The sequence below is a fragment of the Alteribacter keqinensis genome, assembly GCF_003710255.1.
In the GTDB taxonomy this organism is placed as follows: domain Bacteria; phylum Bacillota; class Bacilli; order Bacillales; family Salisediminibacteriaceae; genus Alteribacter; species Alteribacter keqinensis.
This window is the reverse complement of the sequence record NZ_RHIB01000001.1, coordinates 1,312,078-1,338,363: the sequence shown is the minus strand read 5'-3', so window position 1 is coordinate 1,338,363 and position 26,286 is coordinate 1,312,078. Positions and strand designations below refer to the sequence as shown.

At 45.2% G+C, this 26,286-nt stretch carries 31 protein-coding genes; 30 read left to right on the top strand and 1 reads right to left on the bottom strand.

What is annotated here, in order from left to right:
* Window positions 1-7: 7 nt before the first annotated feature.
* The 26 genes from flgD to EBO34_RS06420 all read left to right on the top strand — a co-directional run bounded on the left by flgD (window position 8) and on the right by EBO34_RS06420 (window position 21,130).
* Window positions 8-457, top strand: a complete 450-nt coding sequence (flgD, locus tag EBO34_RS06545) for a flagellar hook assembly protein FlgD (protein ID WP_122897107.1) — start codon at window positions 8-10, stop codon at window positions 455-457.
* Between the two features lie 26 nt (window positions 458-483).
* Window positions 484-852 (top strand): TIGR02530 family flagellar biosynthesis protein, encoded by a 369-nt coding sequence (locus EBO34_RS06540; protein ID WP_122897106.1) that lies wholly within the window; start codon window positions 484-486, stop codon window positions 850-852.
* 74 nt (window positions 853-926) lie between these two features.
* Entirely contained in the window at window positions 927-2,114 is a 1,188-nt protein-coding gene (locus EBO34_RS06535) for a flagellar hook protein FlgE (RefSeq protein WP_122897105.1), read from the top strand.
* Between the two features lie 68 nt (window positions 2,115-2,182).
* Window positions 2,183-2,410 (top strand): flagellar FlbD family protein, encoded by a 228-nt coding sequence (locus tag EBO34_RS06530; protein ID WP_122897104.1) that lies wholly within the window; start codon window positions 2,183-2,185, stop codon window positions 2,408-2,410.
* Window positions 2,411-2,415: 5 nt separating this feature from the next.
* On the top strand, window positions 2,416-2,847 hold the full coding sequence (gene fliL, locus EBO34_RS06525; protein ID WP_122897103.1) for a flagellar basal body-associated protein FliL: 432 nt from the start codon (window positions 2,416-2,418) through the stop codon (window positions 2,845-2,847).
* A 34-nt stretch (window positions 2,848-2,881) separates the two neighbouring features.
* On the top strand, window positions 2,882-3,874 hold the full coding sequence (fliM, locus tag EBO34_RS06520; protein WP_122897102.1) for a flagellar motor switch protein FliM: 993 nt from the start codon (window positions 2,882-2,884) through the stop codon (window positions 3,872-3,874).
* Window positions 3,867-5,066, top strand: a complete 1,200-nt coding sequence (fliY, locus tag EBO34_RS06515; protein WP_249414024.1) for a flagellar motor switch phosphatase FliY — start codon at window positions 3,867-3,869, stop codon at window positions 5,064-5,066. The genes fliM and fliY overlap by 8 nt, the downstream gene beginning before the upstream one ends.
* 22 nt (window positions 5,067-5,088) lie before the next feature.
* The gene (locus EBO34_RS06510) at window positions 5,089-5,451 is read left to right on the top strand and encodes a response regulator (protein ID WP_122897101.1); all 363 of its coding nucleotides are present in this window, start codon (window positions 5,089-5,091) and stop codon (window positions 5,449-5,451) included.
* Window positions 5,452-5,453: 2 nt separating this feature from the next.
* A complete protein-coding gene (gene fliO / locus EBO34_RS06505) occupies window positions 5,454-6,134 on the top strand; it encodes a flagellar biosynthetic protein FliO (protein WP_183163741.1) in 681 nt (226 codons plus the stop codon).
* Complete coding sequence (gene fliP, locus EBO34_RS06500) at window positions 6,134-6,802, top strand: flagellar type III secretion system pore protein FliP (protein ID WP_122897099.1); 669 nt, start codon at window positions 6,134-6,136, stop codon at window positions 6,800-6,802. Before fliO ends, fliP begins: the two co-directional genes overlap by 1 nt.
* A 12-nt stretch (window positions 6,803-6,814) precedes the next feature.
* Window positions 6,815-7,084: a flagellar biosynthesis protein FliQ gene (gene fliQ, locus EBO34_RS06495; RefSeq protein ID WP_122897098.1), complete on the top strand. Its 270-nt coding sequence runs from the start codon at window positions 6,815-6,817 to the stop codon at window positions 7,082-7,084.
* 5 nt (window positions 7,085-7,089) lie between these two features.
* Window positions 7,090-7,869, top strand: a complete 780-nt coding sequence (fliR, locus tag EBO34_RS06490; RefSeq protein WP_122897097.1) for a flagellar biosynthetic protein FliR — start codon at window positions 7,090-7,092, stop codon at window positions 7,867-7,869.
* Complete coding sequence (flhB, locus tag EBO34_RS06485; protein WP_122897096.1) at window positions 7,870-8,955, top strand: flagellar biosynthesis protein FlhB; 1,086 nt, start codon at window positions 7,870-7,872, stop codon at window positions 8,953-8,955.
* A gap of 23 nt (window positions 8,956-8,978) precedes the next feature.
* The gene (flhA, locus tag EBO34_RS06480; RefSeq protein WP_122897095.1) at window positions 8,979-11,021 is read left to right on the top strand and encodes a flagellar biosynthesis protein FlhA; all 2,043 of its coding nucleotides are present in this window, start codon (window positions 8,979-8,981) and stop codon (window positions 11,019-11,021) included.
* Window positions 11,018-12,109: a flagellar biosynthesis GTPase FlhF gene (gene flhF, locus EBO34_RS06475; RefSeq protein WP_122897094.1), complete on the top strand. Its 1,092-nt coding sequence runs from the start codon at window positions 11,018-11,020 to the stop codon at window positions 12,107-12,109. The genes flhA and flhF overlap by 4 nt, the downstream gene beginning before the upstream one ends.
* A complete protein-coding gene (locus EBO34_RS06470; RefSeq protein WP_122897093.1) occupies window positions 12,099-12,983 on the top strand; it encodes a MinD/ParA family protein in 885 nt (294 codons plus the stop codon). The genes flhF and EBO34_RS06470 overlap by 11 nt, the downstream gene beginning before the upstream one ends.
* Window positions 12,980-14,035, top strand: a complete 1,056-nt coding sequence (locus EBO34_RS06465) for a protein-glutamate methylesterase/protein-glutamine glutaminase (protein ID WP_122897092.1) — start codon at window positions 12,980-12,982, stop codon at window positions 14,033-14,035. The genes EBO34_RS06470 and EBO34_RS06465 overlap by 4 nt, the downstream gene beginning before the upstream one ends.
* A 20-nt stretch (window positions 14,036-14,055) precedes the next feature.
* Window positions 14,056-16,044 carry a chemotaxis protein CheA gene (locus EBO34_RS06460; RefSeq protein ID WP_122897091.1) on the top strand — a complete coding sequence of 663 codons (1,989 nt, stop codon included), beginning with the start codon at window positions 14,056-14,058 and terminating at the stop codon, window positions 16,042-16,044.
* Window positions 16,045-16,069: 25 nt separating this feature from the next.
* Window positions 16,070-16,543, top strand: coding sequence for a chemotaxis protein CheW (locus tag EBO34_RS06455; RefSeq protein ID WP_122897090.1), 474 nt, complete (start codon window positions 16,070-16,072; stop codon window positions 16,541-16,543).
* Window positions 16,543-17,181: a chemotaxis protein CheC gene (locus EBO34_RS06450; protein ID WP_122897089.1), complete on the top strand. Its 639-nt coding sequence runs from the start codon at window positions 16,543-16,545 to the stop codon at window positions 17,179-17,181. Before EBO34_RS06455 ends, EBO34_RS06450 begins: the two co-directional genes overlap by 1 nt.
* Window positions 17,174-17,662 (top strand): chemotaxis protein CheD, encoded by a 489-nt coding sequence (locus tag EBO34_RS06445; RefSeq protein ID WP_122897088.1) that lies wholly within the window; start codon window positions 17,174-17,176, stop codon window positions 17,660-17,662. The genes EBO34_RS06450 and EBO34_RS06445 overlap by 8 nt, the downstream gene beginning before the upstream one ends.
* Window positions 17,659-17,922 carry a hypothetical protein gene (locus tag EBO34_RS06440; RefSeq protein WP_122897087.1) on the top strand — a complete coding sequence of 88 codons (264 nt, stop codon included), beginning with the start codon at window positions 17,659-17,661 and terminating at the stop codon, window positions 17,920-17,922. Before EBO34_RS06445 ends, EBO34_RS06440 begins: the two co-directional genes overlap by 4 nt.
* A complete protein-coding gene (locus EBO34_RS06435) occupies window positions 17,922-18,689 on the top strand; it encodes a FliA/WhiG family RNA polymerase sigma factor (RefSeq protein WP_122897086.1) in 768 nt (255 codons plus the stop codon). The genes EBO34_RS06440 and EBO34_RS06435 overlap by 1 nt, the downstream gene beginning before the upstream one ends.
* 44 nt (window positions 18,690-18,733) lie before the next feature.
* On the top strand, window positions 18,734-20,107 hold the full coding sequence (locus EBO34_RS06430) for a flagellar assembly protein A (protein ID WP_122897085.1): 1,374 nt from the start codon (window positions 18,734-18,736) through the stop codon (window positions 20,105-20,107).
* Between the two features lie 265 nt (window positions 20,108-20,372).
* Entirely contained in the window at window positions 20,373-20,654 is a 282-nt protein-coding gene (locus EBO34_RS06425; RefSeq protein WP_122897084.1) for a hypothetical protein, read from the top strand.
* A gap of 8 nt (window positions 20,655-20,662) precedes the next feature.
* Window positions 20,663-21,130: a DUF6115 domain-containing protein gene (locus EBO34_RS06420; protein ID WP_122897083.1), complete on the top strand. Its 468-nt coding sequence runs from the start codon at window positions 20,663-20,665 to the stop codon at window positions 21,128-21,130.
* Between the two features lie 693 nt (window positions 21,131-21,823).
* On the opposite strand, the gene EBO34_RS06415 is transcribed toward EBO34_RS06420, so the two are convergent.
* Entirely contained in the window at window positions 21,824-22,399 is a 576-nt protein-coding gene (locus EBO34_RS06415; protein WP_122897082.1) for a hypothetical protein, read from the bottom strand.
* A 622-nt stretch (window positions 22,400-23,021) separates the two neighbouring features.
* Between EBO34_RS06415 and rpsB the strand changes: the two genes are divergently transcribed.
* The 4 genes from rpsB to frr all read left to right on the top strand — a co-directional run bounded on the left by rpsB (window position 23,022) and on the right by frr (window position 26,161).
* Complete coding sequence (rpsB, locus tag EBO34_RS06410) at window positions 23,022-23,744, top strand: 30S ribosomal protein S2 (protein WP_122897081.1); 723 nt, start codon at window positions 23,022-23,024, stop codon at window positions 23,742-23,744.
* A 141-nt stretch (window positions 23,745-23,885) separates the two neighbouring features.
* Window positions 23,886-24,764 carry a translation elongation factor Ts gene (gene tsf, locus EBO34_RS06405; protein WP_122897080.1) on the top strand — a complete coding sequence of 293 codons (879 nt, stop codon included), beginning with the start codon at window positions 23,886-23,888 and terminating at the stop codon, window positions 24,762-24,764.
* 111 nt (window positions 24,765-24,875) lie between these two features.
* Entirely contained in the window at window positions 24,876-25,601 is a 726-nt protein-coding gene (pyrH, locus tag EBO34_RS06400; protein ID WP_122897079.1) for a UMP kinase, read from the top strand.
* A 2-nt stretch (window positions 25,602-25,603) separates the two neighbouring features.
* Window positions 25,604-26,161: a ribosome recycling factor gene (gene frr / locus EBO34_RS06395; protein ID WP_122897078.1), complete on the top strand. Its 558-nt coding sequence runs from the start codon at window positions 25,604-25,606 to the stop codon at window positions 26,159-26,161.
* The last annotated feature ends 125 nt before the right edge of the window (window positions 26,162-26,286 follow it).

The window sequence follows — 26,286 nt, the reverse complement described above, 5'->3', positions numbered from 1 at the left end:
TGATCTTATGGTGACATCCGTTACTGATAGTCTCTATCTCGAAGATTATAAAAAGCAGCAGTCAAGCCGGGGAACAACAGACTTGGACAAAGATGCCTTCCTGAAGATTCTTATTACCCAGCTTCAGAATCAGGATCCGATGAACCCAATGGAAGATAAAGAATTTATCGCCCAGATGGCACAGTTCTCTTCCCTTGAGCAAATGACGAATATCCATTCCACTCTGGAAAAGATCGCCAATACTTCCCAAAGCCAGCCATTTGCAAGTTACGGAGATATGATCGGTAAGAAGATTGAATGGGAGAAAGAAGGTAAAAATGAAGATGGAACAACAAAGCTGGAACGTACGTCCGGTCTGGTGACAACAGTCTCTTTTAAAGATGGAAACACGTCCTTCATTGTTGACGGTGAACATCATCTGTCACCAAAAGATGTTCTGAGTATCTCCTTACCTTAACTCACACTCAAAAGGAGGGAGAAAAAGTGGAAATCACAACGCATCATCTGTTGAATCCGCTGAGAATACCATCAGTAAAGCAAAACAAACCATTGTCAGGTAAAGCGTTTCAATCGTACTTACATGAAACTCTGTCCGGGTCGATTAAAGTAAGCAAACATGCTGAGAAAAGAATGAATGACCGGAACATTCTCCTGAGTGAGACAACCTGGTCAAAAATTGAAAGCAAACTGGAAGAGGCAAAACAAAAAGGGGTCAATGAAAGTCTCGTGCTTACAACTGAAGCGGCCCTTGTGATCAGCGCAAAAAACGAAACCGTGATTACAGCAATGAAGCGCAAAGAAGCATCGTCACAACTTTTTACCGGTATAAACGGAGTGATCATTATAGATTAACCGGCTGGACCTTAAGAGGAAGCCGGCTGTCGCGGACTGACTGATGCGGCAGAATAAAAAGGAGAGATAAGAGAATGATCAGATCAATGTACGCCGGAATCGGCGGTATGAAGAACTTCCAGACGAAGCTGGACGTAATCGGAAATAACATATCCAATGTAAACACGCATGGCTTTAAAAGCGGGCGGGCAACATTCCAGGACCTTGTAAGTCAGCAGTTATCCGGTGCAAGTACGGCAGGGGATAACCGGGGGGGCAGAAACCCCCAGCAGGTAGGTCTCGGCACAACGCTCTCTTCCATTGATTCCGTACAGACCCAGGGATCCATCCAGTCAACAGGGCGAGATCTGGACCTTGGCATATCCGGGGACGGCTTTTTTATTGCTGCCGATGGTAACCAAAACTATTACACAAGAGCGGGTAACTTTTATCTTGATCAGCAGGGAAATCTCGTGAACTCAGAAGGGATGAGAATCCAAGGCTATCCGGCTGATGGGGACGGGGTCATTGACGATACACAATTAGGAAACCTTCTTATCCAGTCAGGTGCAGGAACAGCACCGCAGGCAACGGAGAACGCAACACTCCGGGGGAACCTGAACGCAGAAGGCGACATCGGCGCTGCACGTCCCATGCAGTTTCTGGTCTATGATGAACTCGGCCGGACCCATTCGGTTCCGGTGGAATTCGTAAAAACAGGGGATAACAGCTGGAGTGTGACAGTTAACCAAACAACTACGCAGCTGAACTTTGCAAGCGGTCAGCTCGGTGATGATGCAACTATGGAGGTTCAGCTTCCTTTAGGTGACGCTGCAGATATAGAATTTCAGCTGGATTTCTCCCAGCTTACCCAGTATGCTTCCCCGTCCAACGTGGAAATTGATGAAGTGGACGGCAATCAGGAAGGTGTTCTTGAAAGCTACAGCATTTCCAGTTCCGGTGAAATCAACGGTGTCTTCTCCAACGGCGATGTGAGGCTTTTAGGACAGATTGCTACAGCTAACTTTAATAACCCGGCGGGACTTACAAAAGCGGGTTCCAATATGTTTCAGATTTCAAACAACTCAGGTAATCCTCAGGTTGGCGTTCCCGGTAACGGGGGCAGAGGTGAACTGATGGTGGCAGGTCTTGAGATGTCCAATGTGGATCTTTCACAGGAATTTGCAGAAATGATTGTGAGTCAGCGCGGGTTTCAGGCAAACACGAGAATGATAACAACGTCTGATGAACTTTTACAGGAACTGGTTAACCTGAAACGATAATGGCTTGTGCCGCTCAGGGCTTTTAAGGCACAGGGCGGCAGTAAACAGGAGGGGGTTGGCCTTATATTATGGTAGAGCTTACACGCCTCAACAATCAGGTGTTCACATTAAATGCCCTGTATGTTGAACAGGTCCAGTCATTTCCCGATACGACGATTACACTCGTAAACGGGAAAACAATCGTTGTAAAAGAAACAGAAGCAACTGTGAAAGAGAAAATAACAGATTTTTACAGACAGGTGGGTCTGGCTCTTGCAACAGTAAAAGAAAGTAACGGCCGGAGAGGAAGTGAATAGAGCAGGTGTTTAAAAACCGTCTAGTCAGCATTATGGTCATTATTCTAACAACGCTCACACTAATCGGGGCGATTACACTGGTTATCGTCACCCAGTTTGTTAATCCAACAAGCGCTGACTCGGAACCGACAATCGATGAAATGATTCAGTGGAGTGTGGAAACTGATGAGATTACAACGAACTTATTATCCAATAATGTTATCCGTACGAAGTTTGTGATTCAGCTTGACAGTAAAAAGACGAAAGAAGAATTTGAAAAGCGGGATTTCCAGGTTGAGAATATTATCATCCGTGTACTATCCGACAGAAGTGCCAGTGACTTTAAAGGATCCGAATCAATAGTAGAACTGGAAGAAGAACTGGCAGGGCTTTTCAATGATCTGCTTGTATCCGGTTCCGTGGAGAGTGTGTATCTGCGGGAGCGGATTATCCAATAAAAGGAGCCCCGCAGGCAAAGGCAGGTGAATATTTTTGGCAGATGTATTATCACAAGGAGAGATCGATGCTCTTCTCTCGGCTATTTCAACAGGTGAGATGGATGCCGATGAACTGAAAAGAGAAGAAGCGGAAAGAAAAGTCCGCACTTATGATTTTAAGCGGGCCCTGCGTTTTTCAAAAGACCAGGTCAGAGGGCTGACCAGGCTGCACGAAAACTTCTCACGGCTGTTAACCACCCAGATGAGCGCGCAGCTGAGAACATACGTTCAGATCCATGTAGCCTCCGTCGACCAGCTTCCTTATGAGGAGTTTATCCGTTCCGTGCCCAAAAGGACGATTTTGACGGTTTTTGAGCCTGCTCCAATGGACGGGCGTCTCCTTATGGAAGTTAACCCGAACGTTGCTTATGCCATGCTCGACCGTCTGCTCGGCGGCAAGGGGGAGGCGCTCAGTAAGAGTGAGGGTCTGACGGAGATTGAGACAAAGATTATCACCCAGCTGTTCCAAAAAACATTGTATACGTATCAGGAAGCGTGGAGTTCAGTGGGTGATTTTGACCCGGTAATGGAGGAGTTAGAGGAAAATCCTCAATTCCTTCAGCTGGTGTCTCCAAACGAGACTGTCGTGGTCATTTCGTTGGAAACATCCATTGGTGAAGCTTCAGGCATGATCAATTTCTGTCTGCCCCACGTCGTAATTGAACACCTGCTTCCAAAACTCAGTGTTCACTTATGGATGCAGGAAAAACAAAAAGAACGCCTTCCTTTTGAAGAGGCATCACTTAAAAAGAATGTAAAAAAAGCAGTGCTGCCAATCAGTGTAGAGCTGGGACGCTCGTCGATCACGATCCAGGAATTTCTGCAGCTCGACAAGATGGATGTCATTGAGCTTGATCAGAAAACAGATACACCACTCCTTGTGAAAGTTGGCAGTGAACCAAAGTATCTGGCCCAGCCAGGGAAGCTGAAGAAGAACCTGGCAGTTCAAATTACCGATGAGATAAAGGAGGGAGAAGACATTGACTGATGAAATGTTAAGCCAGGAAGAAATTAATGCTTTGTTAAACGGAATGAATGAGCCTGATGATGAGAGCAAAAGCAAAGCGCTTTACACGGAAGACTACCTGTCAGGCATTGAGCAGGATGCTCTCGGTGAGATCGGCAACATTTCCTTTGGCAGTGCAGCAACGGCCTTATCAACACTCCTGAATGAAAAAGTAGATATTACAACGCCGAAGGTATCGATTGTCAGAAAAGAAGAATTGGATCAGGAGTTTCCTCATCCTCATGTAGCCATTCATGTTAAATATACGACCGGCTTTGAAGGGGTAAACCTGATGGTGATTAAGACAACCGATGCGGCGATCATCGCAGACCTTATGCTCGGAGGAGACGGCAGGAATCCAGATGAGAACCTTTCCGAAATGCATATCAGTGCGGTTCAGGAAGCGATGAATCAAATGATGGGTTCAGCTTCCACATCCATGTCTACGATTTTTAACAAGAAGGTGGACATCTCACCACCTGGCATTGATCTTCTGGATGTAAGTGAAAACAAAGGGATACATAAACTCCCTGACGGTGATGCCCTTGCAAAAATATCATTTGACCTGAAAGTCGGAGATCTGATCGATTCAAGGCTTATGCAGCTGGTGAGCATCACGTTTGCAAAGGAAATGGTCGAAGAACTTATGAACCCCGGAAAGAGCGGGGGAGAAGTGGCTGCTGCCCGTGAAGATGATACAAAGTTGAATGAACAGAAGGGCAGTGGTGATAAACACCGCGAGCCTGTTAAAGAAACGTCGGAACCGGTGACACAGAATGTGTATGATTCATACAATCAAATAGAAGAACTTCCTCACTTCAGTTCAGGCAATGTCAATGAAAGGTCGGCAAATGTAGCACCTGCTGCTTTTTCCGATTTTGAAACGGAAGAAAGAAGAGGGCCAGTAACAGAAGTGAAAAACCTCGATATGCTTCTGGATATTCCTTTGGAAGTCACCGTTGAACTTGGAAGGACAAGGAGATCGATTAAAGACATCCTTGAATTGTCCCAGGGCTCTATCATTGAACTGGATAAGCTCGCCGGAGAACCAGTGGATGTTCTCGTCAACCAGAAGCTTATTGCCAAAGGGGAAGTCGTTGTCATTGATGAAAATTTCGGTGTAAGAGTAACCGATATCGTAAGTCAGCATGACCGGATCAATAAACTCAGATAAATTCACATTGGGGGAAACAAAAATGGGAGCAAGAGTATTAATCGTAGACGATGCCGCATTTATGCGGATGATGATCAAGGACATCCTGTCAAAAAACAATTATGAAGTTGTTGCAGAGGCTCAGGACGGCCAGCAGGCAGTGGAACTTTATAAGGAGCACAAACCGGACCTTGTAACAATGGATATTACAATGCCGGAGATGGACGGCATTACGGCTCTAAAAGAGATTAAAGGTTTTGACGGAGATGCAAAGGTCATTATGTGCTCTGCGATGGGCCAGCAGGCCATGGTCATTGATGCGATTCAGGCAGGTGCAAAAGATTTTATCGTTAAACCCTTTCAGGCTGAACGAGTGCTTGAAGCCATTGGTAAAACTCTGGGGTAATGATGGTTGCATGGAATTTTACTGCTGTTAAACTCGCGTTAATTTGTATTATTTTAATGAGTTTTCTTTTCTTTCCTGTACAACCGGTTTCAGCTGAAAGTACTGACTACGGAGAAAGCGGCCGTTCCGTTTCAGACGGTTTGTCAGGTAACGGGACGGATGAAGCTGACGAAAGCCCTGCTGTGCTGAATTCCGGAGACCCGGCAGAAGAACTGCCGGTTTCCCAGGGGGAGCAGAGTTATATCGGTCTTCTTTTTCAGATGTGTCTCGCTCTTGCTTTCATCATTGCCCTGATTTACGGCCTGCTGAAACTGTTCAATAAAAGGAATCAGACGTTTCAAAGCCACTCCGTCATTTCAAGCGTCGGCGGCGTAAACCTGGGTCCGAACCGTTCGGTGCAGCTTATAAAAGTAGGGGACAAGCTTCTCGTTGTAGGTGTGGGTGAAAATATACAGCTGCTAAAGGAAGTGACAGACCCAGAGGAAGTTGAAAAAATGCTCGAAGAACACCGTCCGCAGGATGCCTATGATATTCCATTGAACAAAGCGGGCAGGTGGCTGAAAGAAACGGTCTCTTCCGGGAGAAAGAAACCTACATCCTTTTCTTCCCTGCTTGAAGATAGCTTAAAAGAGGTTAGGTCATCACAGACAAACCTCCACGCCAAATTGAAGGAGAAAGAGTAATGCCGGAAATACCAGCATTGGATATATTCAGCGACGATCCTCAAAATTTAACATCAACCATACAGCTGTTATTACTATTGACGGTGCTGGCACTTGCTCCGAGTATCCTGATTTTGATGACGTGCTTTACACGTGTTGTCATCGTTTTAAGCTTTGTCCGGACAGGTCTTGCAACACAGCAGATGCCGCCTAACCAGGTGTTAATCGGACTGGCCCTGTTTATTACTTTCTTTGTGATGGCGCCTGTATTTCAGGAGATTAATGAAGAAGCCCTTCAGCCGTTGTTTGATGGGGAGTACACTCAGGAAGAAGCCTTTGAAGCTGCAGCCGGACCCATTAAGGAATTCATGGCCCAGCATACAAGGGAAAAGGACCTGGCATTGTTTATGGGGTATCAGGGGCTGGAAAGACCCGAGACACTGGAGGATATTCCTCTGACTGCACTTGTCCCGGCTTTTGCCATCAGCGAATTAAAAACAGCTTTTCAGATCGGGTTTATGATTTTTGTCCCGTTTTTAATTATTGATATGGTCGTGGCAAGTGTTCTCATGTCAATGGGGATGATGATGCTTCCTCCTGTCATGATTGCCCTGCCGTTTAAAATACTGCTGTTTGTCATGGTTGACGGGTGGCACCTTGTTATCAGGTCATTATTATTAAGTTTTTAAGGGGAGTAAATGATGAGTTCAGAGATGGTCATTTCATTAGCGGAACGAGGCGTTTTTACCGTAATTTTAGTAGCTGGGCCACTGTTGATTCTGGCACTGGGAATAGGACTCCTGGTAAGTGTGTTTCAGGCAACCACACAAATCCAGGAACAGACCCTTGCATTTATTCCGAAGATTGTCGGGGTGCTGATCGGACTCGTTGTTTTCGGGCCGTGGATGCTCGATGTGGTTTTGTCTTTCACAGAAGAGATTTTCTCCAACCTGCACCTGTACATAGGGTAGCGTAAATGATTGATTTGCTTGAGTGGTTCCCGGCATTCCTCCTCGTTCTTGTCAGAATGTCAGCCTTTGTAATCACATTGCCCTTATTTTCCTATCAGAATGTCCCGGCACTTTATAAAGTAGGTTTTTCCTTCTTTATGGCCTGGATTATCTTTTTTGCATACGAATGGCCCGTACTTGAAATAGATCATACGTATTTTCTGCTTATCTTAAAAGAAGCGATGGTAGGTCTTACAGTCGGATTTGCTGCCTCTTTAATTCTGTATGCTATCCAGGTAGCCGGCGGTTTTATCGATATCAAGATGGGCTTTATGATCGCGAACGTTATCGATCCTCAGACCGGAGCCCAAAGCCCGATGACGGGGGGATATCTGTATACATTTGCATTGTTGTTTTTACTTGCGACCAATGCTCATCACCTCCTCATCGATGGCGTATTTTACAGCTATCAGTTTGTACCTCTGGACCAGCTTTTCCTCCCATTTGGTGAAGAAGCCGTCGTTATGCATGTGATTACAAGCATGAACACGATGTTTATGATTGCTTTTCAAATGGCCATGCCAATAGTCGGATCCTTATTTTTAGTTGATGTGGCTCTGGGAATGGTGTCCAGAACTGTCCCGCAGGTCAATGTATTCGTTGTAGGGCTGCCCCTTAAGATCATTGCAGGGTTTATCATGCTGTTTCTTGTCATGGGACCGTTTTTCGTGGTTGTCGGATATCTGGTTGAATCGATGACGGTGACGATGAGAACGCTTCTGGAGCTCTATGGAGGTCTGGGATAAATGTACAAAAAAATTGATTTAACATTTTTTTCTCAGGAAAAAACGGAAAAAGCCACACCGAAAAAGAAACAGGATTCACGGAAAAAGGGACAGGTTGCCAAAAGCTCCGATGTGAATACCGCTATTATTCTATTATTTGTTTTTTTATTTCTATGGTTAATCGGCAGCTTTGCATCTGAAAGACTCTTTACCATGAGTGCCTACACTTTCGAGAACCTCCTTACTCTGGAGCTTACGAGCGGAAACGTTCAGGCGTTGTTTCTGGATCTGACCGCCCAGGTAATCTGGATAGCTGGTCCCATCATGCTGATTGCCATGCTCGGGGCGGTGGTGAGCAACTATATGCAGGTTGGCTTTCTGTTTGCACCGGAAGCAATAAAAATGAAGCTTAGCAAGGTTGATCCGATTCAGGGTTTTAAACGGATTTATTCTGTCCGGGCGCTCGTTGAATTTTTAAAGAGCATGCTTAAAATCAGCCTCGTAGGTATTGTTACCTTCACGATTATCTGGGTTTATATGGACGATATTCTTACAATGTCGTTGTACTCCGTCGGCGACAGTGCTGCGATGATTGGAACGCTCACGGTTATGATGGGGCTGGCAGTTGCCTTGCTTCTTATCTTTCTGGGGATTCTTGATTATCTTTATCAGAAATACGATCACGAAAAAAACATCCGTATGTCAAAGCAGGATGTAAAAGATGAGCATAAAAAAAGTGAGGGTGACCCCCTCATTAAATCACGTATTAAAGAAAAACAGCGTCAGATGGCAACAAGCAGGATGATGCAGGAAGTTCCGAAAGCTGACGTTGTCATCACCAACCCGACTCACTATGCTGTAGCCCTTAAGTATGATGAGGGAGATATGGCAGCACCGAAAGTAACAGCCAAAGGGGTTGATTATGTAGCCCTTAAGCTCATTGGTATCGCAAAGCACAACCAGGTAGTCACTGTGGAAAACCGACCGCTCGCGAGAGCACTTTACGCACAGGCAGAGATTGGTGACGAAGTACCGGAGGAGCTTTTTAAAGCGGTGGCAGAAGTGCTCGCCTATGTTTACCGTCTGAATCAAAAAGCAAAGCAGTAAGTACGGAGTAAAGGAGAAGTGCAATGGCACCGAGAGATTTAACCGTTTTACTTGGGGTAGTAACCATCGTAATTATGCTTATTATTCCCCTGCCTACTGGCATTATTGATTTTTTAATCATTATTAATATATCCCTTGCGCTTCTGATCATCTTAGTAGCGATGAATACAAAGGAAGCATTGCAGTTTTCCATATTTCCGACACTGCTCTTACTGGTAACCCTGTTTCGTCTCGGCCTGAATGTATCCACAACAAGGGCCATTCTTGGTAATCACGGGGATGCAGGAAATGTCATCGAAACGTTCGGATCCTTTGTTGTGGGAGGTAATGCCCTGGTAGGGTTTGTTATCTTCATTATTCTGGTCGTGATCCAGTTTATCGTCATTACAAAAGGGGCGGAGCGTGTATCAGAAGTAGGGGCCCGCTTTACTCTCGATGCCATGCCCGGCAAGCAGATGAGTATCGATGCAGACCTCAATGCGGGGATGATTTCCGATATTGAGGCAAAGGAAAGAAGAAAGAAAATCGAACAGGAAGCTGATTTTTACGGGTCTATGGACGGAGCCAGCAAATTCGTTAAAGGGGATGCAATTGCCGGTATTGTTATCGTCATTATCAATATCATTTTCGGTCTTGTAATCGGCATGATTCAGGAAGGAATGCCTTTGGCTGCGGCGGCGGACAAATATACTCTCCTTACTGTCGGGGACGGTCTTGTGAGTCAGATCCCTGCCCTCCTCGTTTCTACAGCTACAGGTATTATTGTCACCCGTGCTGCATCAGAAGGGAACCTCGGTCATGATGTGACAAAGCAGTTGTTTGCCTATCCAAAAATGATGTATGTTGCAGGAATTACGATCTTTCTGCTGGGGGTTGCAACGCCAATTGCCTGGCCGATTCCTACACTGGTAGCTCTGATGCTTGGTGCAGGAGGCTTCTTTATGAGTAAGGAAGAGGCAGCACAAAAGATAGAAGAGGAAGGAGACGATGACCCGGGCGATCAGGAAGAGGATATGACTTCACCTGAGAGTGTCGTAAGTCTTCTACAGGTGGATCCTATCGAATTTGAGTTCGGATACGGTCTCATTCCTCTGGCTGATACAAATCAGGGGGGAGATCTTCTGGACCGTGTCGTTATGATCCGGAGGCAGCTGGCCATTGAAATGGGAATGATCGTTCCGGTTATTCGGATCCGGGATAATATCCAGCTCCAGCCGAATGAATATTCGATCAAAATTAAAGGAAACGAAGTAGCCAGAGGAGAACTTCTCCTCGATCATTATATGGCCATGAGTCCCGGTGTCGATGATGAAGCAGTTACAGGAATTGACACGGTTGAACCGGCATTCGGACTGCCGGCGATATGGATCTCGGAGGATACTAAAGAGCAGGCTGAGCTGTCAGGCTATACAGTCGTTGATCCGCCGTCAGTTGTATCGACTCATCTTACTGAGGTCATAAAAAACCACTCTGATGAGCTTCTCGGCCGCGGTGAAACGAAACAGCTCGTTGATCATCTGAGTGAATCCTACAGCACTCTTGTAGAAGACGTGACCCCTTCTCCCCTTTCCATTGGAGAAATACAAAAGGTTCTGAGCCGTTTACTGAAAGAAAAGGTTTCGATCCGGAATCTGCCTATTATTTTTGAAACCCTTGCGGACTACGGTCAGATGACGAAAGATACGGATATGCTCACAGAGTATGTCCGTCAGAGTCTCAGCCGCCAAATTTCAAAGCAGTTCGTCCAGGACAAAGAAGCCCTGCACGTAGTAACGGTCAGCGGAGCTGTAGAGAAAATGATCTCTGATGCCGTTCAGCAGACTGAGCATGGAAGCTATCTTGCTCTGGATCCTCAGTCTTCCCAGCAATTGATCGAACAGATGATGGCTGAAATTGAAAGAATGCAGGAGATGGGCTACATGCCGGTCATTCTATGCTCACCTGCTGTAAGGATGTATGTGCGTCACCTGATAGAGCGCTATATGCCGCAAGTACCGGTTCTCAGCTACAACGAGCTCGAACCTAGTGTAGAAGTACAGAGTGTAGGGGTGGTGAAAGGGATTTGAAAGTAAAAAAATATCAGGCTGATGATATGCCTGAAGCCATGATTAAAATAAAGCAGGAACTTGGAAAAGACGCTGTGATTCTTCACTCCAAAACAATTGAAATAGGCGGGTTCCTCGGTTTTTTCACAAAGAAAAAGCTCGAGGTCATTGCAGCTGCAGACCCTGAGCCGGTTAAACCCGTGAAAAAACCGCTTAACACTGCCCCGCCGGCAGTGAAAGAAGAGACGGGGGATCTGAAAATGGAAGTGGCTGCTCTTAGAAACTCGGTTACTGGAATGCATTTAAAAACACAGTACCCTCAGCCGCTTCAGCCGCTGTATGAGGTCATGTGCGGAGCGGGACTCTCATGGGAACTTACAGATACGTGCATGAACAGTGCAGTAAAACGGTGGTACAAAGAAGACTCACCGAGGCAGCCCGATCTTCGCCTGTGGATGCAACAAATCCTTGAAGCCGAAATTCCCGATGAGCCTTTTCTATCTGTGGCAGACCGGAAGAAATATATCAATCTGGTCGGGCCCACGGGTGTCGGAAAAACGACCACCCTTGCAAAGATGGCTTCCCATGCTCTGCTTCATGAAAAAAAGACGATTGGCTTTATTACAACGGACACGTACCGGATTGCAGCGGTAGAACAGCTGAAAACCTACGCCAGAATTCTTAACGTTACTGTCGAGGTGGCCTACTCACTGGAGGATTTTAAAAAAGCGTGCGAAAAACTGGCAGATAAAGACGTTGTTTTTATTGATACGGCAGGACGGAATTATCAGGACAGTGAATATATCAAACAATTAAAGAGCACTCTTGATTTTTCTTCACAGATTGAAACTCATCTTGTCCTTTCGTTAACGAGTAAATATGAAGATATGAAAGAAATTATCGATCAGTTTAAGGCAATCGGTCCTGAATACGCCCTTTTCACAAAATGGGACGAAACAAAATCCCATGGGGCCGTCCTCAATGTTCTCAGCAGTCACAACATGAAAGTATCCTATATAACAACAGGTCAGGATGTACCGGATGACATTAAAAAAGCAGATAAAACGGGCATCATCGAAGAGATGGTGAATAAATGCCATGTACAGTGACCAGGCAGCACAACTGAGAAAATCAATGAAAAAACAAGCCTCAACGTTTCCCATAAGAGAAAAAATGAAGAAGAATACCGCCCGGGTTCTTGCTGTTGTAAGCGGAAAAGGCGGGGTGGGGAAGTCCAACTTTACAGTCAATTTCAGTCTGAGCCTGATTGAACAGCATAAAAAAGTCCTGATTATTGATCTTGACCTTGGTATGGCTAATATTGATATCCTCCTTGGGAAAGCTTCCCGGTATTCGATGATTGATATGATTGAGCAGCGCATGCGTGCCGGGGATATTATTGAGACAACAGAAGAAGGGCTTTCCTACATTGCAGGGGGGACGGCTTTGTCGGAGATTTATGAGCTCAATGAAAATGACCTGGATTTTTTTCTCCGTCAGTTAGAAGGACTGGAAAATGAATATGATGTAATCATTCTTGATCTTGGTGCCGGGATAAACAGAGGCGGAACCCAGATGGTAATGGCTGCTCACGATGTGATCGTTGTGACGACTCCCGAGCCGACTGCGATGACAGATGGATACGGCATGATTAAGTACATTCATAAACAAAATCCGTCTTTACCTGTTCACCTCCTGGTTAACCAGTGTAAAAACAAAGAACATGCTGCACATTTAGCCGCGAACCTCACTCAGGTGTGTGATTCTTTTTTGGGAAAGAAGATTGAATTTTTCGGCTTCCTGCCAAAAGATGAAGCTGTCTGGAATGCGGTCTGTGCCCAAAAGCCTTTTATGAGTGCCGCTCCACAGTGCAAAGTCAGTAAAGCAATGAAAGAGATAGCCGGCCGTTTCTGCGGTGAGCCTTCTGGAACGAATGAGAATTCATTTGTTAAGAAACTTAAAGGGTGGTTAAAAAAACGATGAGTGCGGATAACAAAATCAGCGTGCTGATCATTGATGACTCTGCATTCATGAGAAAAATGATCGCAGACCTCCTGGAGAGAGACAAGAGAATCCGGGTTGTGGAAAAAGCACGCAATGGGAGAGACGGGATCGAAAAGATAAAGAAATATAAGCCTGATGTGGTGACGCTCGATGTTGAAATGCCAGTCATGAATGGGCTGGACGCGTTAAAAAAGATTATGAAGGAAACCCCTCTGCCAGTCATTATGGTATCGAGTACAACAAAAAAAGGTGCCGATAATACCCTGGAAGCGATGAGCCTAGGGGCGTTTGATTTTATTACGAAACCTAGCGGGGCTATCTCACTGGATATACATAAAGTTCAGAACGAACTGATCGAAAAGGTCACAGCAGCTTCCAATGCCCGGCCGGTACAGGTAAGGTCCCATGAAAATCAAAGACACCCGGTTATCCGGAAAAGACAGCCTCCTGTGACTTTGGTAAGAACCAAGATTGTCGCAATCGGTACATCCACCGGGGGCCCGAGAGCCCTTCAGACGGTCCTCGGCAATATTCCTAGAGACTTCCCTTATCCGATACTCGTTGTCCAGCATATGCCTCCGGGATTTACAAAATCCCTTAGTGAACGGCTGGACGGACAAGCTCAGATTAAGGTGAAAGAAGCAGAACATGGAGAAATCATAAAAAGAGGGATTGCGTATATTGCCCCGGGAGGCTACCATTTAAAGGTGAAGAAATTAGGGTCTTCGGTCGTAGTTCATTTGGATGATGAGAGTGATACGGTTAACGGACACCGTCCGTCAGTGGATGTGATGCTTACCTCACTTGCCACCCTTCCTAAAACAAGGGTGATCTCGGTCATCCTGACAGGCATGGGGAGTGATGGAACTGAGGGAATAAAATCGCTAAAAAGAAACAGTGACGTCTATGTCATCACAGAGTCCGAAGAAACAGCAGTCGTTTACGGAATGCCAAGAGCAGTCGTTGAATCAGGACTGTCTGACGCTGTCACAAATCTTGATCACATTACAAATGAACTCGGTCAGCATTAACGAAAAGAGGGAAAGTCATTATGGAAAAAAATCAGTATCTGGACATGTTTATTGAAGAAAGCCGCGAGCATCTTCAAGCCATCAACGATCATCTGCTCCATCTTGAAACCAATCCCGGTCAAAAGGAAATTATCGGTGAAATTTTCCGGTCAGCCCATACATTAAAAGGGATGGCAGCAACGATGGGATATGAAGAGATCACCAACCTTACCCATCAGATGGAAAACATCCTCGATGGTATTCGTAATGGTACATACGAAGCCGGAACCACATTAATTGATATTGTATTTGAGGCTGTCGATCACATTGAGAGAATGGTAGAAGATATTGCATCAGGCGGAACAGGGAAGGCAGATGTAAAGGATGTACTGAGTAAACTCTTTGATCTTGAAAACAACGGTGTACAAAGTGAAGTTGCCGCTGTTATGGAAAAGCCGAGATCAGAAGAGTCCACATTTGATGACTTTGAACTTACGGTCCTCTCTCAATCTATGGAACAAGGCTACGTTCCTTATACAGTAAAGGTTATCTTACGGGAGGACTGCATTTTAAAAGCTGCCCGTGTTGTGATGATCTTCGATGTACTAGAACAAATCGGAGAAGTCATTAAAAGCACCCCACCGGTTGAAGAGCTGGAAGAAGAAGCGTTTGACAGTCAGTTTACGCTCACCTTTCTATCGAAGGAATCCGCTGATGAAGTAAAAGCCCACATCTTTAAAGTGAGTGAAGTAGAGGCTGTGTCTGTGGATGAGGTTGTGATTGATAAACCTGAACCTGTTTTAGACGATGGAAATGAAGAGGTAAAGGAAACGGCAAAAGAATTACCTCAGGAACAAGACACGAAGAAGCAAGCCTCAGCTAATAAAACGATCCGCGTGAACATTGACCGCCTTGATGCTCTTATGAATTTGTTTGAAGAGCTTGTGATTGATAAAGGGCGTCTTGAGCAGATCTCGGCTGACCTGAACAATCATGAACTCACAGATACTGTCGAGCATATGAGCAGAATTTCAGGTGATTTGCAAAACATCATACTCACCATGCGTATGGTACCGGTTGAGCAGGTATTTAACCGTTTTCCCAGAATGGTACGGGGGCTTGCAAAAGAGTTAAATAAACACGTACACCTGGAAGTCTCAGGTGCGGAAACAGAACTTGACCGGACGGTTATTGATGAGATCGGAGATCCTCTTGTTCATTTACTGAGAAACTCGATCGACCATGGTGTTGAAACACCTTCAGAGCGTATTAAGAAAGGCAAACCGGAACAAGGCACCATACATTTAAAGGCTTATCACAGCGGAAATCATGTGTTTATTGAAGTCGCTGATGACGGAGCCGGAATCGACCGGGATAAAGTCCTTGCCAAGGCGGTCAGCAAAGGGGCAGTCCCGGAAAAAGGTAAAGAGAACCTTTCCGACAGCGAAGTATATAACCTCCTGTTTTCAAGCGGGCTCAGTACAAGAGATGAAATATCAGACATTTCGGGCAGAGGTGTAGGTCTTGATGTTGTTAAAAGCAAAATCGAGTCCCTCGGAGGCAATGTAACAATCTCCTCGAAAAAAGATGAAGGAACTACATTCTCGGTTCAGCTTCCTCTGACTCTTTCAATCATTTCAGTAATGCTGGTGGAAGTGGAAAAGGAAAAGTATGCGATTCCGCTCTCCTCTATTATTGAAACCGCTATTATTAAGAAGTCTGATATTTTAAGAGCCCATAACCAGGAAGTCATCGATTTCAGAGGACGCGTTGTTCCTCTGATTGACTTGAAGAAGATTTTTAACGTTCCCAAAGAACCAGGACAGGCCGATGAGCACTATTCCATTGTTGTTGTGAGAAAAGGGGACAAAATGGCGGCGTTAATCGTTGATACATTTATCGGACAGCAGGAAATCGTCTTGAAGGCCCTCGGGCATTATCTCAACCAGGTGTTTGCGGTTTCCGGCGCAACGATCCTCGGAGACGGCCAGGTAGCCCTGATCATTGACTGCAATACAATTATTAGATAAGCACAAGAAACCAGGAGGGATTTAAATGACCAGCGTACTTCAAAGTCAAAAAGTTATTGTTTTTCAAATAGGAGAAGAAGAATACGGTGTCAGTGTTGATCAGGTAAAGTCAATTGAAAGAATTCAGCCAATCACACGTGTGCCGAATACGCCTGGATTTGTAAAAGGCGTAATTAACCTTAGAGGGGTCGTTACACCAATCATTGACCTTCGTATGAGGTTTAATATTGAAGAAAAAGAGCACGACAACCATACACGGGTGATCATCGTATCTGTTGAAGATATGGAAGTCGGCCTGATCGTTGATGCAGCAAACGATGTGATGGATATTGAGATGGACAATATTGAGCCGCCGCCGGAAGTTGTCGGGGGAATCGAAGCCGACTACCTCCACGGTGTAGCGAAGCTTGAGAAGCGACTCTTGATCCTGCTTAACCTGAATAAAGTTCTGAGCAGAAAAGAGCTTGAGGAGCTTAAAACGATCGAGGAAGGCTCCTGATGAAAGAGAGCGGATTCAGTGAAAAGCACCTCGACGTCCTGAAAGAAATCGCGAATATTGGTGCCGGCCATGCAGCCACGGCGTTGTCGCAGTTATTGAACAAGCCGATGGATATGAATGTGCCTTCAGTTGAATTTGTTCCGTTTGAAGAAATGAACGATCGCCTGGGAGAGGAGGAGGCGGTTGTAGCGGCTGCGTTCCTCCACGTTAATGGTGATGCACCCGGGAGCTTATTCTTCATACTCCCTGCAGAAGATGCAACGACGCTTGTCCAGGAGCTCACCTTAAACGAAGAAGACACGCTACATACACCTCCCTATTCTGACATGGCAGTATCCGCCTTTAATGAAGTCGGAAACATCCTGGCAGGGTCTTATCTGTCAGCTCTCACAGCGTTTACAGACTTAAAACTGTATCCTTCTCCACCCCAGACAGCGGTAGACCTTGCAATGGCCATTGTGAGCCATGGATTAATCGCACATTCTGAACACAGTGATTATGCGCTTGTGATCGATACAAAAATAAGTGAAAAAAGTCATGTTCCGATAAAAGGAATCAATGGTCATTTCTTCTTTCTTCCAAATCCCGAATCGTTCAAGCCTTTACTTCACTCATTAGGAGTTCAGTTGGATGGATAACATTGTAAAAGTGACCATGGCCGATCTTAAGATGGCCGAGCCTCCAAATAAAATCAGGACAATGGGGCTTGGTTCCTGCGTTGGAATTATCCTCTATGATGAAAAGTCCCACTTATGCGGAATGGCCCACATCATGCTTCCTTCTTCAAAGCTGAGTAAGCAGGGTACTTTAAACCGGGCGAAATATGCTGATACAGCTATCGAGGACCTCCTGCTTAACCTGAAGAAAAAGCAGGCACCGCTTTTCCGCCTGAAAGCCAAAATGGCCGGAGGGGCCCAGATGTTTACCTTTGCTTCCTCCAGCGAAGCCATGAGAATCGGGCCGCGGAATATCGAGGCTGTAAGAACGGAATTGAAAACAAGAAATATTCCGTTAATCAGTGAAGATGTGGGCGGGGGCAACGGGCGGACGATTGAATTTGATCCAAAAACGTGTCTCCTGGAAGTCAGGACCGTTAACAAAGAGGTGAAAACGATTTGAGAGTGACGTCTGTTGTCATGATTACGTCCATACTCCTATCGATGATCATCGTATTCGTTTCGTCCTTAATGAAGAATGACTGGCCGGTTTCATTATACAGAGCCGTTGCTGGCGGAGTCATTGGAGGCGCAGCGGGTACCTTGCTTATCCTGCTTTTCCCAATGGCTTTAAAAGCGGAGCCCGAACGGGAGGAAAGCAGGGAAACGATTCAAAAAAGCAATGATTCAGAAATGAGCAGCGGCAGTGGGGAGGCTGAATAATGTCAAAACAAGCAGAAGCACACAAGGCGGATCTTTACTGGGACCGTTGGACAGCGTTTGAGGATAAGGAAGCCTGTGATCACCTGATTCAAAGGTATATGCACCTCGTGGATTTTCATGTACAGCGAATAGCAGCCGGACTGCCAAAAAATGTCCGTCATGACGATTTGAAGAGTCACGGGCTCATGGGCCTGTATGATGCACTTGCCAAATTTGATCATAAACGTGAACTCAAGTTTGATACATATGCCTCGTTTAGAATCAGAGGGGCAATCATTGACGGCCTGAGGCAGGAAGACTGGATGCCAAGGTCCCTTAGAGAAAAGGCCAAGCGGATCGAGGCAGCGCAGAACGCCCTTGAGCAGCAGCTTGGGAGGATACCTGAGGCTGGTGAAGTGGCCGATGAGTGCTCTCTCTCGGAAAAAGAAGTACTGAATGTCATGCATGAAAGTCTCACTTCCCACCTGCTTTCGATTGATGAGAAGACGGGTGACGGCCAGTCTGATGAAACGTTTGTTACATCCATTGTAGATGAACAGATGAAATCACCTGAAGAACACATACTGACGCAGGATAAATATGAAGAGCTTGCTATAAAGATGAAAGACCTGACAAAGAATGAACAGTTGGTCCTCAGTCTGTTTTATTTTGATGAACTGACCCTTACTGAAATTGGATCCATTTTGTCCCTGTCGACATCACGCATTTCACAAATTCATTCTAAAGCATTGTTTAAGTTGCAGCGTGCCTTTAAATCTGAAGTTTGATGCTGTAATTCATAAATCAGGCCACCGGCACAGGAGGGCAGACGATGCCGATTGAAGATTATTTTGAGGTCCTTATAGATGATAAAGAACTGACAGCAAAACTCATTGCACATAAAATTCCAGAAGAAGACTTTACTGAAGAGGAAATTATCGATTATTTAAAGGAAGAGGGTATTATCTTCGGAATTAATAAGAAGAGTATAGCTATACTTCTGGCTGATAACGGCCGTATTTCCGCCCCCTTGGTAATTGCGTCGGGAAAAGCGGTTGAGCACGGAACGCCTGCAAAGCTATCCCCTGCGGTTTTCACAACCGGTAAGGAAGAAGGGCAATCCGGCGGCCGGATAGAACTCAGGGATGTACTCAATTTGGAGAACGTCACATCCGGAATGGTTGTAGGAAGAAAAATAAGTCCAGGCCGGGGAATTAACGGCATGAATGTATTTGGGGAAGTGATCCAGGCAAAGCCCGGAAAAGATTTTACATTAAGGCCCGGGAAAAATACGCGCATCGATAAAGATGGTGAGAAAATCATAGCCACCTGCAACGGTCTCATGAGTGCGGACGAAAAAATGATTCATGTTCAACCTGTTTACGAGGTGCCGGGGGATGTGACGATGAAGACCGGGAACATCGATTTTACCGGGACCGTTAAAATCCGGGGCAGCGTACCTTCCGGGTTTAAGATAAAGGCCGGAGGTGATATTACGGTCTTTGGTTCAGTAGAAGGAGCTGAGCTTGAAAGCGGAGGGTCTGTCTATGTCTGTGAAGGCATTGTCTCCCAGGGTAAAGGGTATATAAAGGCAAACCGGGATGTACACACCTCTTTTGCGAATCAGGCCACTATTTACGCAGGAAACCATGTGTTTGTATCCCAGTCCATCCTCCACAGCAAAATTGAAGCGCTCGGGAAAGTGGTCTGTAAGGAGCAGAGGGGAAATGTTGTCGGAGGCAGTATTTCTTCGGGCCAGGGAATTGACGTGAATGAAGCAGGCAACCAGATGAATACTCCGACGCTTTTTTATTTAGGTGTAAACGAAAATGTAATGATAAAAGAAAAAGAAGCCAGAACACTGTATGAACAATCAAAAGAGTCCATGCTCAAGCTGTCCAAACTGTACCGCGTTCTGGAGCAAAAGAAGATGACATCGACTCTCGGTACAAAAGACAGGCTGATGATGCTAAAAGTTCAGAATAACCTTCTTACTGTCAATGAGGCGTATCAGAAAGCGAAAGATGATTATGAAAAAGCAAAATCAATCATGGAACACCCTGAGGAAGCGGTATTTTTAATCAACAGGCATCTGCACCCTAATGTAAGTGCTTACTTTGGCAAGTACAGAAGAAAAATAGTAGCCAGGCACGAGCGTGTTACGTTAACCTTGAATAATAGTGAAATTACTCTCACTTCATTATAAATAAGCCACCTTGAAAAGAAATCAGGTAGGGTGTTATAACCCTCCATTGAAATTCAGCTGCGTTGAACAAAATACACTCCCTTTCCGCGGACTCGCGCCGAGCCTCCTCCGGGCTTTGCCCATGCGGTGTCTCGTCTGTCTCGTACTTCCGCAGTAATTCAGCACCAGAGTTTAACAGAGCCGATAAATAAGAACAGACAGGAACCGTTCATGGCAGAAATCACTGTCACGTGACCGGTATTTTATAAGAAAGAGGGCGGAAAAGATGAGCGGACTTAAATCAATTGAGCTCCAGGTTGCACTGCCGAGAACCCAGACAGCCGGAAAGATTCAGGATCAGCTCCAGCAGCGGGGAAACAATGCCCAGGCTTATCTTGCGAAGGACCGTCTCCGGACAGATGAAGTAAAACGCAAAAATATAGCAAAAACAGAAAAAACAAGCCACAAACGTATCCATAAGGACGACTCCGGTTCCGGCAGCAAAGAGAAACAGAAGGAATCAGGCGAACATCCTTATAAAGGAAATCAAATCGATTTATTTAAGTGAGGGAACGAATGGAATACATATTGATGATCAGCGTTATGCTGCACCTCCTGAGTTTTTACCTTATTATCCTTCTGTTTCAGCGGCAGAAGCTCAAAGGAGAGACCAGCGGGCAGACTGCAGCCAGGGATATTGAGGATCTCCTCTTAGCCTATACAACTGAAATGAAAGAAAATAACGAAGCCCTTGTGAAGGAATTGCAAGACAAGAGCAGAAACGTTTCAACAGAATCTCTCCGGCCGGCTCGAAAAGAAATCAGCAACCCAAAGCCCGCTGATACGATTTCTGAAAAACAAGTATCCGGTGAATCTGACTACAAGCCTCCTGCCGTTGCTCGCGAGCCTCAGGAAAAGATCGAAACCTCCCAGACCGCACAAGTTCTTTCCTTATCCAATCAGGGGTTCAGTATTGAGGACATCGCAAGGAAATTGAACATGGGTAAAGGGGAAGTGGAACTCTTTTTGAAGTTTTATAAATAAGCTGCTTTATTGTATTTTTCCACGTTGTGGGCAGGGCGCCTGCTGACTGTCGTGATTGGAAAGCTGAGCTATATAAGTATTGAAGAAGCAAAGCGCCGAGAAACTAAAATGCAGAAAAGGCCGCACAGGTTCTTTTCCTTGAGATTGCTCCTTTTTCATTAAAGCCTGTTGTTGCAAAAAATGAGTAACAGTACTCACAACCTCTACTAAAAAGATCTTATAGATGAGCTTTTTTATGACGTGTTAATGATCATTGTTGTTTTAAAGAGTGGTGATTGGAGCGATTGCGCGACACTCCTGTGGGGAAAGCGAGTTCCGGGGAGACCCCATAGCCGTCAAGTTAAGCAGAACTTGGCGGTTTCTTTCGTTTTCTTTCCTAAACTTACTTTCCTCTGGTAATTTAGACATGACAAAGAAGTTTCCTTTCGGAAGATTTTTTTGAACTTAAATAAATTCCGCTACAGGCGGACGCTTTCCGCGGGCATCGCTTCAGCCTCCTCAGGAAAGAGCGCCCTGCGGGGTCGTCGGTTGGGTTTTTCCTGCTTCTTCCTCTACTAGCGTATGCTTCGAAGTATCTGCGTCGAAGCAACTCGATGATTATTCGTGATGTAAACGCTCGTCGCTGGAGTCACCGCCATTCGCTCCACTTCCTTTTTTGATAAAACTGATCCTTACAAAACCTTTCTTAAACCCTTAATAGTTCTGTTCCCTCTCCCTTCCTTCCTGCACTTCAATTAACAATATTTCTCCTGAAAGAATGTCATACTCCAACTGTATCTTTACACCAGATTTCGTTGATCCACGATAAGAAGAATAAGAACGAGGTAATGAAAAAGAAGTGGAGTCAAGGATGCGAATGCGCGAAAAGAAGCAGGTGTGAATAGCTTGAGTTTCAAAATTTACACTGTTTAATAAGTGTAAAAAGATCTGACGAAGGAAGCTTTCTGCATGCTTGTTGAATCGTTCATTAAGACCATGAGGTGATATACGGACACCTTCTTTCGATAACTTTTTGCATAGATCATTAAGTGTATCGTTACCGACAGAAACTTGGTTGCTTACACAGAGCAGTAAAAAAGGTAATACCTCCAGGTTCCTCTTTCTTACAATGAACTTGTTCTCTTTGGCAATTCGGTTAAAAGAATGATTAGGAAAGGTGCAACGGAGTGCTTTTGTGGTTTCGTGGAGTTTAGTATTCCCAATTAAAATTCCTCCTTTTACTTTGTAAAAGGATAATACCCGCATATAGAAACCTGTAAGCTGCTTCATGTTTAAAAGTACTCAAATAAGAATGTAAAAGAGGATGTAGCCGGAATGTTCGAGACTCCTGCCGGAGCAGGTGGCAGGATGAGACCCCGGAGTGCGGAGCACCCGGAGGCTCACCGGCGCCCCCGCGGAAAGCGAAGGGCATTCCGGCTACATCCTGACTTCTTCTGCTTCAAACTCTTAAATCGCTTAACTTGATGGCTATGGGGGAGACCCCGGAGACGCAAAGCGTTGAGGAGGCTCCCGAACCGCCCGCGGAAAGGGAGCGCAAATGAGCGAAAATCAACACCTGCCTTTAACAAAGAGTATTTTAAAGAGGTTTGTACTTTTCAGTGACCTTGCGAAGCATGAGAAGGCTCACCGGCACCTCCGCGGAAAGCGAAGGGCCCTTCTGCTTCATCTCACATTAACCACAGAAAAAATATCCTAAATACAACAAGACAGGTATCAGCAAAAAGCAAAATAAAAAAGGACAATTCCTTGCTATAACACTCACTCATGTGGTATAGTAATTCTCGGTGTTAATCACACACGCATGTGGATTTATGCAATGGTGCTGCACAGCGCAGTTTTGCATAAAGACGATACATGCGGAGGATAAAAAAAACCAAAGGAGGTGTTTGATGTGGCAGTTATCTCCATGAAACAACTATTAGAAGCAGGGGTACACTTCGGTCACCAGACTCGTCGCTGGAACCCTAAAATGGATCGCTACATCTTCACAGAAAGAAACGGAATTTACATTATCGACCTTCAAAAGACGGTCAAGAAAGTAGATGAAGCGTACAACTACGTACGTAACATCGCGGCTGACGGAGGGAAAGTTCTTTTCGTCGGTACGAAAAAGCAAGCACAGGACTCTGTTAAAGAAGAAGCAGAGCGTGCTGGCCAGTACTTCATCAACCAGCGCTGGCTTGGTGGTACACTAACAAACTTTGAAACAATCCAAAAGCGTATTCAGCGTCTTAAAAACATCGAGCGTATGCAGGAAGACGGCACGTTCGAAGTACTTCCTAAGAAAGAGGTTGTCCTTCTTAAAAAAGAAATGGACCGACTTGAAAAGTTCCTAGGCGGAATCAAAGACATGAACACACTTCCGGATGCACTATTCGTAATCGATCCTCGTAAAGAGCGGATTGCGATTGCGGAAGCCCGCAAACTTCACATCCCGGTTATCGCAATTGTTGATACAAACTGTGATCCGGACGAAATTGATGTTGTTATCCCAGGTAACGACGACGCGATCCGTGCGGTACGTCTTCTTACTTCTAAAATGGCTGATGCTATCATTGAAGCTAACCAAGGTCAGGAAGAAGAAGTTCAACAAGAAGAAGAAACAACTGCTTAATATATGCACGTCCTACAAGGGTGATAGAGGGCCGGACCCTTTATCACCCTTTTTTAAAGGAAACGCTCGTTTAACAAGCGCTCCTATAAGAAAAGATGATAAAAGAATACTTAACCGAATTCTCAAGGAGGAATAATAACCATGGCAATTTCAGCTAAATTGGTAAAAGAATTGCGCGAAAAGACTGGCGCAGGAATGATGGACTGCAAGAAAGCACTCACAGAAACAGACGGTGACATGGACAAAGCCGTTGATTTTCTTCGTGAAAAAGGAATCGCAAAAGCTGCGAAAAAAGCTGACCGCGTAGCAGCTGAAGGTCTTACTGCAGTTAAAACTGACGGAAACACTGCTGTTATCGTTGAGGTAAACTCCGAGACAGACTTTGTTGCTAAAAACGAAAACTTCCAAAACCTTGTTGCAGCTGTTGCAGAACACATTCTTACTAACAAACCTGCAGATGTAGAAGAAGCTCTGGGGCAGATTTTTGAAGGCGAAGACACGCTTCAAAGCTACATGAACAACCAGATCGTAAAAATCGGAGAAAAACTCTCCCTTCGCCGTTTTGCTATTGTCGAAAAAACAGACAGCCAGAACTACGGTGCTTACCTTCACATGGGCGGACGTATCGGAGTACTTACTGTCCTTGAAGGTACTGACGAAGAAACTGCGAAAGACATCGCTATGCACGTTGCAGCGATCAACCCTAAATATGTAGGACGCGATGCAGTATCTGCAGAAGAAGTAGAGCGTGAGCGCGAAGTTCTTAAGCAGCAGGCTCTTAACGAAGGAAAGCCTGAAAAGATCGTTGAAAAAATGGTTGAAGGGCGTCTTGTTAAATTCTTCGAAGATATCTGCTTAAATGAGCAGTCTTTCGTAAAAGACTCTGACCAAAGAGTTGGAAAATACGTTGAGTCCAAAGGTGGAAAAGTAGTATCTTTCGTACGCTTTGAAGTGGGCGAAGGTATGGAAAAACGTGAAGACAACTTTGCAGAAGAAGTTATGTCACAAGTAAAGAAGTAAGGCAAGTCAAGAGGGGCACATTGTGTCCCTTTTTTCCCAAGTAAACGAACTTTTTTAACCAATCCCATAGCTTTATCACACCTTTGTTTGAGACTAATTCTGGAGGGTAACATGGAGAATCCTAAATATAAACGTATTGTATTGAAGTTGAGTGGAGAAGCGCTTGCCGGAAACCAGGGATATGGAATTGATCCTTCTGTCATTCAGTCCATCGGGGAGCAGATCAGAGAAATCGTAGAGCTTGATGTAGAAGTTGCGATTATTGTCGGTGGCGGGAACATTTGGCGCGGTATGGCTGGAAGCGCAAAAGGAATGGACAGAGCTACGGCAGACTACATGGGGATGCTTGCAACAGTTATGAATTCCCTTGCTCTTCAGGACAGCCTCGAGAACATCGGCGTCCAGACTCGTGTACAGACGTCTATTGAAATGAGACAGGTTGCAGAACCTTACATACGCAGACGTGCTATCAGACACCTTGAGAAAAAGCGCGTAGTCATTTTTGCAGCAGGTACAGGGAATCCATACTTCTCAACCGACACGACAGCAGCGCTTCGTGCGGCTGAAATTGAAGCCGACGTGATTCTTATGGCCAAAAACAACGTTGATGGTGTTTACTCGGCAGATCCTTCCAAGGATGCAACTGCAAAGAAATACGAGTCCCTCACTTACCTTGACCTGTTAAAAGACGGTCTTGCAGTGATGGATTCAACAGCTTCCTCACTATGTATGGATAACGACATTCCATTGATTGTCTTCTCTCTCATGGAGGAAGGTAACATTAAACGCGCCGTAATTGGTGAAGAAATCGGAACAGTAATAAGGGGGACGAATTAATCATGAGTCAGGAAACCATTAATCAGGCAAAAGAAAGAATGGATAAATCAATCGAATCTTTACGCAAGGAACTGGCAACACTCCGTGCTGGCCGTGCGAACCCTTCCATCCTTGACAAAGTACAGGTGGAATACTACGGAATGATGACACCGCTGAACCAGCTTGCTACCATTTCAGTTCCTGAAGCACGCATGCTGACAATCCAGCCGTTTGATAAATCTTCACTTGCAGATATCGAACGTGCGATTCAAAAAGCGGATCTCGGTCTGTCTCCATCAAATGACGGAAACATCATCCGCATTACCATTCCGGCATTGACAGAAGAGCGCCGTGCAGAACTTGTTAAGCTTGTCCGCCGTTATTCAGAGGATGCGAAAGTCGCTATCCGCAACATCCGCCGTGACAGTAATGATGAACTTAAGAAGCTCCAAAAAGACGGTGAGCTGACAGAAGATGAGCTCCGCCGCAGCCAGGATGATGTCCAGAAGGTAACAGACAGCTATGTTACGACCATTGACGGCATCGCCGACAACAAAGAAAAAGAAATCATGGAAGTGTAACCGAAAACCGTGTAAAATAAACAGAGTAAAAGACCCTCTATATTAAGGGGGTTTTTTTACACTTAAATAATGATGATTCATAAAGTGAAAGATTCAGTAACATTCTGACTGGTCAGTCACTTTTG

Coding starts and splice junctions, on each gene's coding strand:
- EBO34_RS06465 (WP_122897092.1), top strand. CDS start 12,980: ATGAGTGCGGATAACAAAATCAGCGTGCTGATCATTGATGACTCTGCA.
- flhB (WP_122897096.1), top strand. CDS start 7,870: ATGTACAAAAAAATTGATTTAACATTTTTTTCTCAGGAAAAAACGGAA.
- EBO34_RS06425 (WP_122897084.1), top strand. CDS start 20,373: ATGAGCGGACTTAAATCAATTGAGCTCCAGGTTGCACTGCCGAGAACC.
- EBO34_RS06415 (WP_122897082.1), bottom strand. CDS start 22,399: ATGAAGCAGCTTACAGGTTTCTATATGCGGGTATTATCCTTTTACAAA.
- EBO34_RS06510 (WP_122897101.1), top strand. CDS start 5,089: ATGGGAGCAAGAGTATTAATCGTAGACGATGCCGCATTTATGCGGATG.
- fliO (WP_183163741.1), top strand. CDS start 5,454: ATGGTTGCATGGAATTTTACTGCTGTTAAACTCGCGTTAATTTGTATT.
- tsf (WP_122897080.1), top strand. CDS start 23,886: ATGGCAATTTCAGCTAAATTGGTAAAAGAATTGCGCGAAAAGACTGGC.
- fliQ (WP_122897098.1), top strand. CDS start 6,815: ATGAGTTCAGAGATGGTCATTTCATTAGCGGAACGAGGCGTTTTTACC.
- EBO34_RS06450 (WP_122897089.1), top strand. CDS start 16,543: ATGAAAGAGAGCGGATTCAGTGAAAAGCACCTCGACGTCCTGAAAGAA.
- flgD (WP_122897107.1), top strand. CDS start 8: ATGGTGACATCCGTTACTGATAGTCTCTATCTCGAAGATTATAAAAAG.
- EBO34_RS06470 (WP_122897093.1), top strand. CDS start 12,099: ATGTACAGTGACCAGGCAGCACAACTGAGAAAATCAATGAAAAAACAA.
- EBO34_RS06445 (WP_122897088.1), top strand. CDS start 17,174: ATGGATAACATTGTAAAAGTGACCATGGCCGATCTTAAGATGGCCGAG.
- fliP (WP_122897099.1), top strand. CDS start 6,134: ATGCCGGAAATACCAGCATTGGATATATTCAGCGACGATCCTCAAAAT.
- fliR (WP_122897097.1), top strand. CDS start 7,090: ATGATTGATTTGCTTGAGTGGTTCCCGGCATTCCTCCTCGTTCTTGTC.
- EBO34_RS06420 (WP_122897083.1), top strand. CDS start 20,663: ATGGAATACATATTGATGATCAGCGTTATGCTGCACCTCCTGAGTTTT.
- EBO34_RS06455 (WP_122897090.1), top strand. CDS start 16,070: ATGACCAGCGTACTTCAAAGTCAAAAAGTTATTGTTTTTCAAATAGGA.
- flhA (WP_122897095.1), top strand. CDS start 8,979: ATGGCACCGAGAGATTTAACCGTTTTACTTGGGGTAGTAACCATCGTA.
- EBO34_RS06435 (WP_122897086.1), top strand. CDS start 17,922: ATGTCAAAACAAGCAGAAGCACACAAGGCGGATCTTTACTGGGACCGT.
- EBO34_RS06430 (WP_122897085.1), top strand. CDS start 18,734: ATGCCGATTGAAGATTATTTTGAGGTCCTTATAGATGATAAAGAACTG.
- EBO34_RS06460 (WP_122897091.1), top strand. CDS start 14,056: ATGGAAAAAAATCAGTATCTGGACATGTTTATTGAAGAAAGCCGCGAG.
- frr (WP_122897078.1), top strand. CDS start 25,604: ATGAGTCAGGAAACCATTAATCAGGCAAAAGAAAGAATGGATAAATCA.
- pyrH (WP_122897079.1), top strand. CDS start 24,876: ATGGAGAATCCTAAATATAAACGTATTGTATTGAAGTTGAGTGGAGAA.
- EBO34_RS06530 (WP_122897104.1), top strand. CDS start 2,183: ATGGTAGAGCTTACACGCCTCAACAATCAGGTGTTCACATTAAATGCC.
- EBO34_RS06535 (WP_122897105.1), top strand. CDS start 927: ATGATCAGATCAATGTACGCCGGAATCGGCGGTATGAAGAACTTCCAG.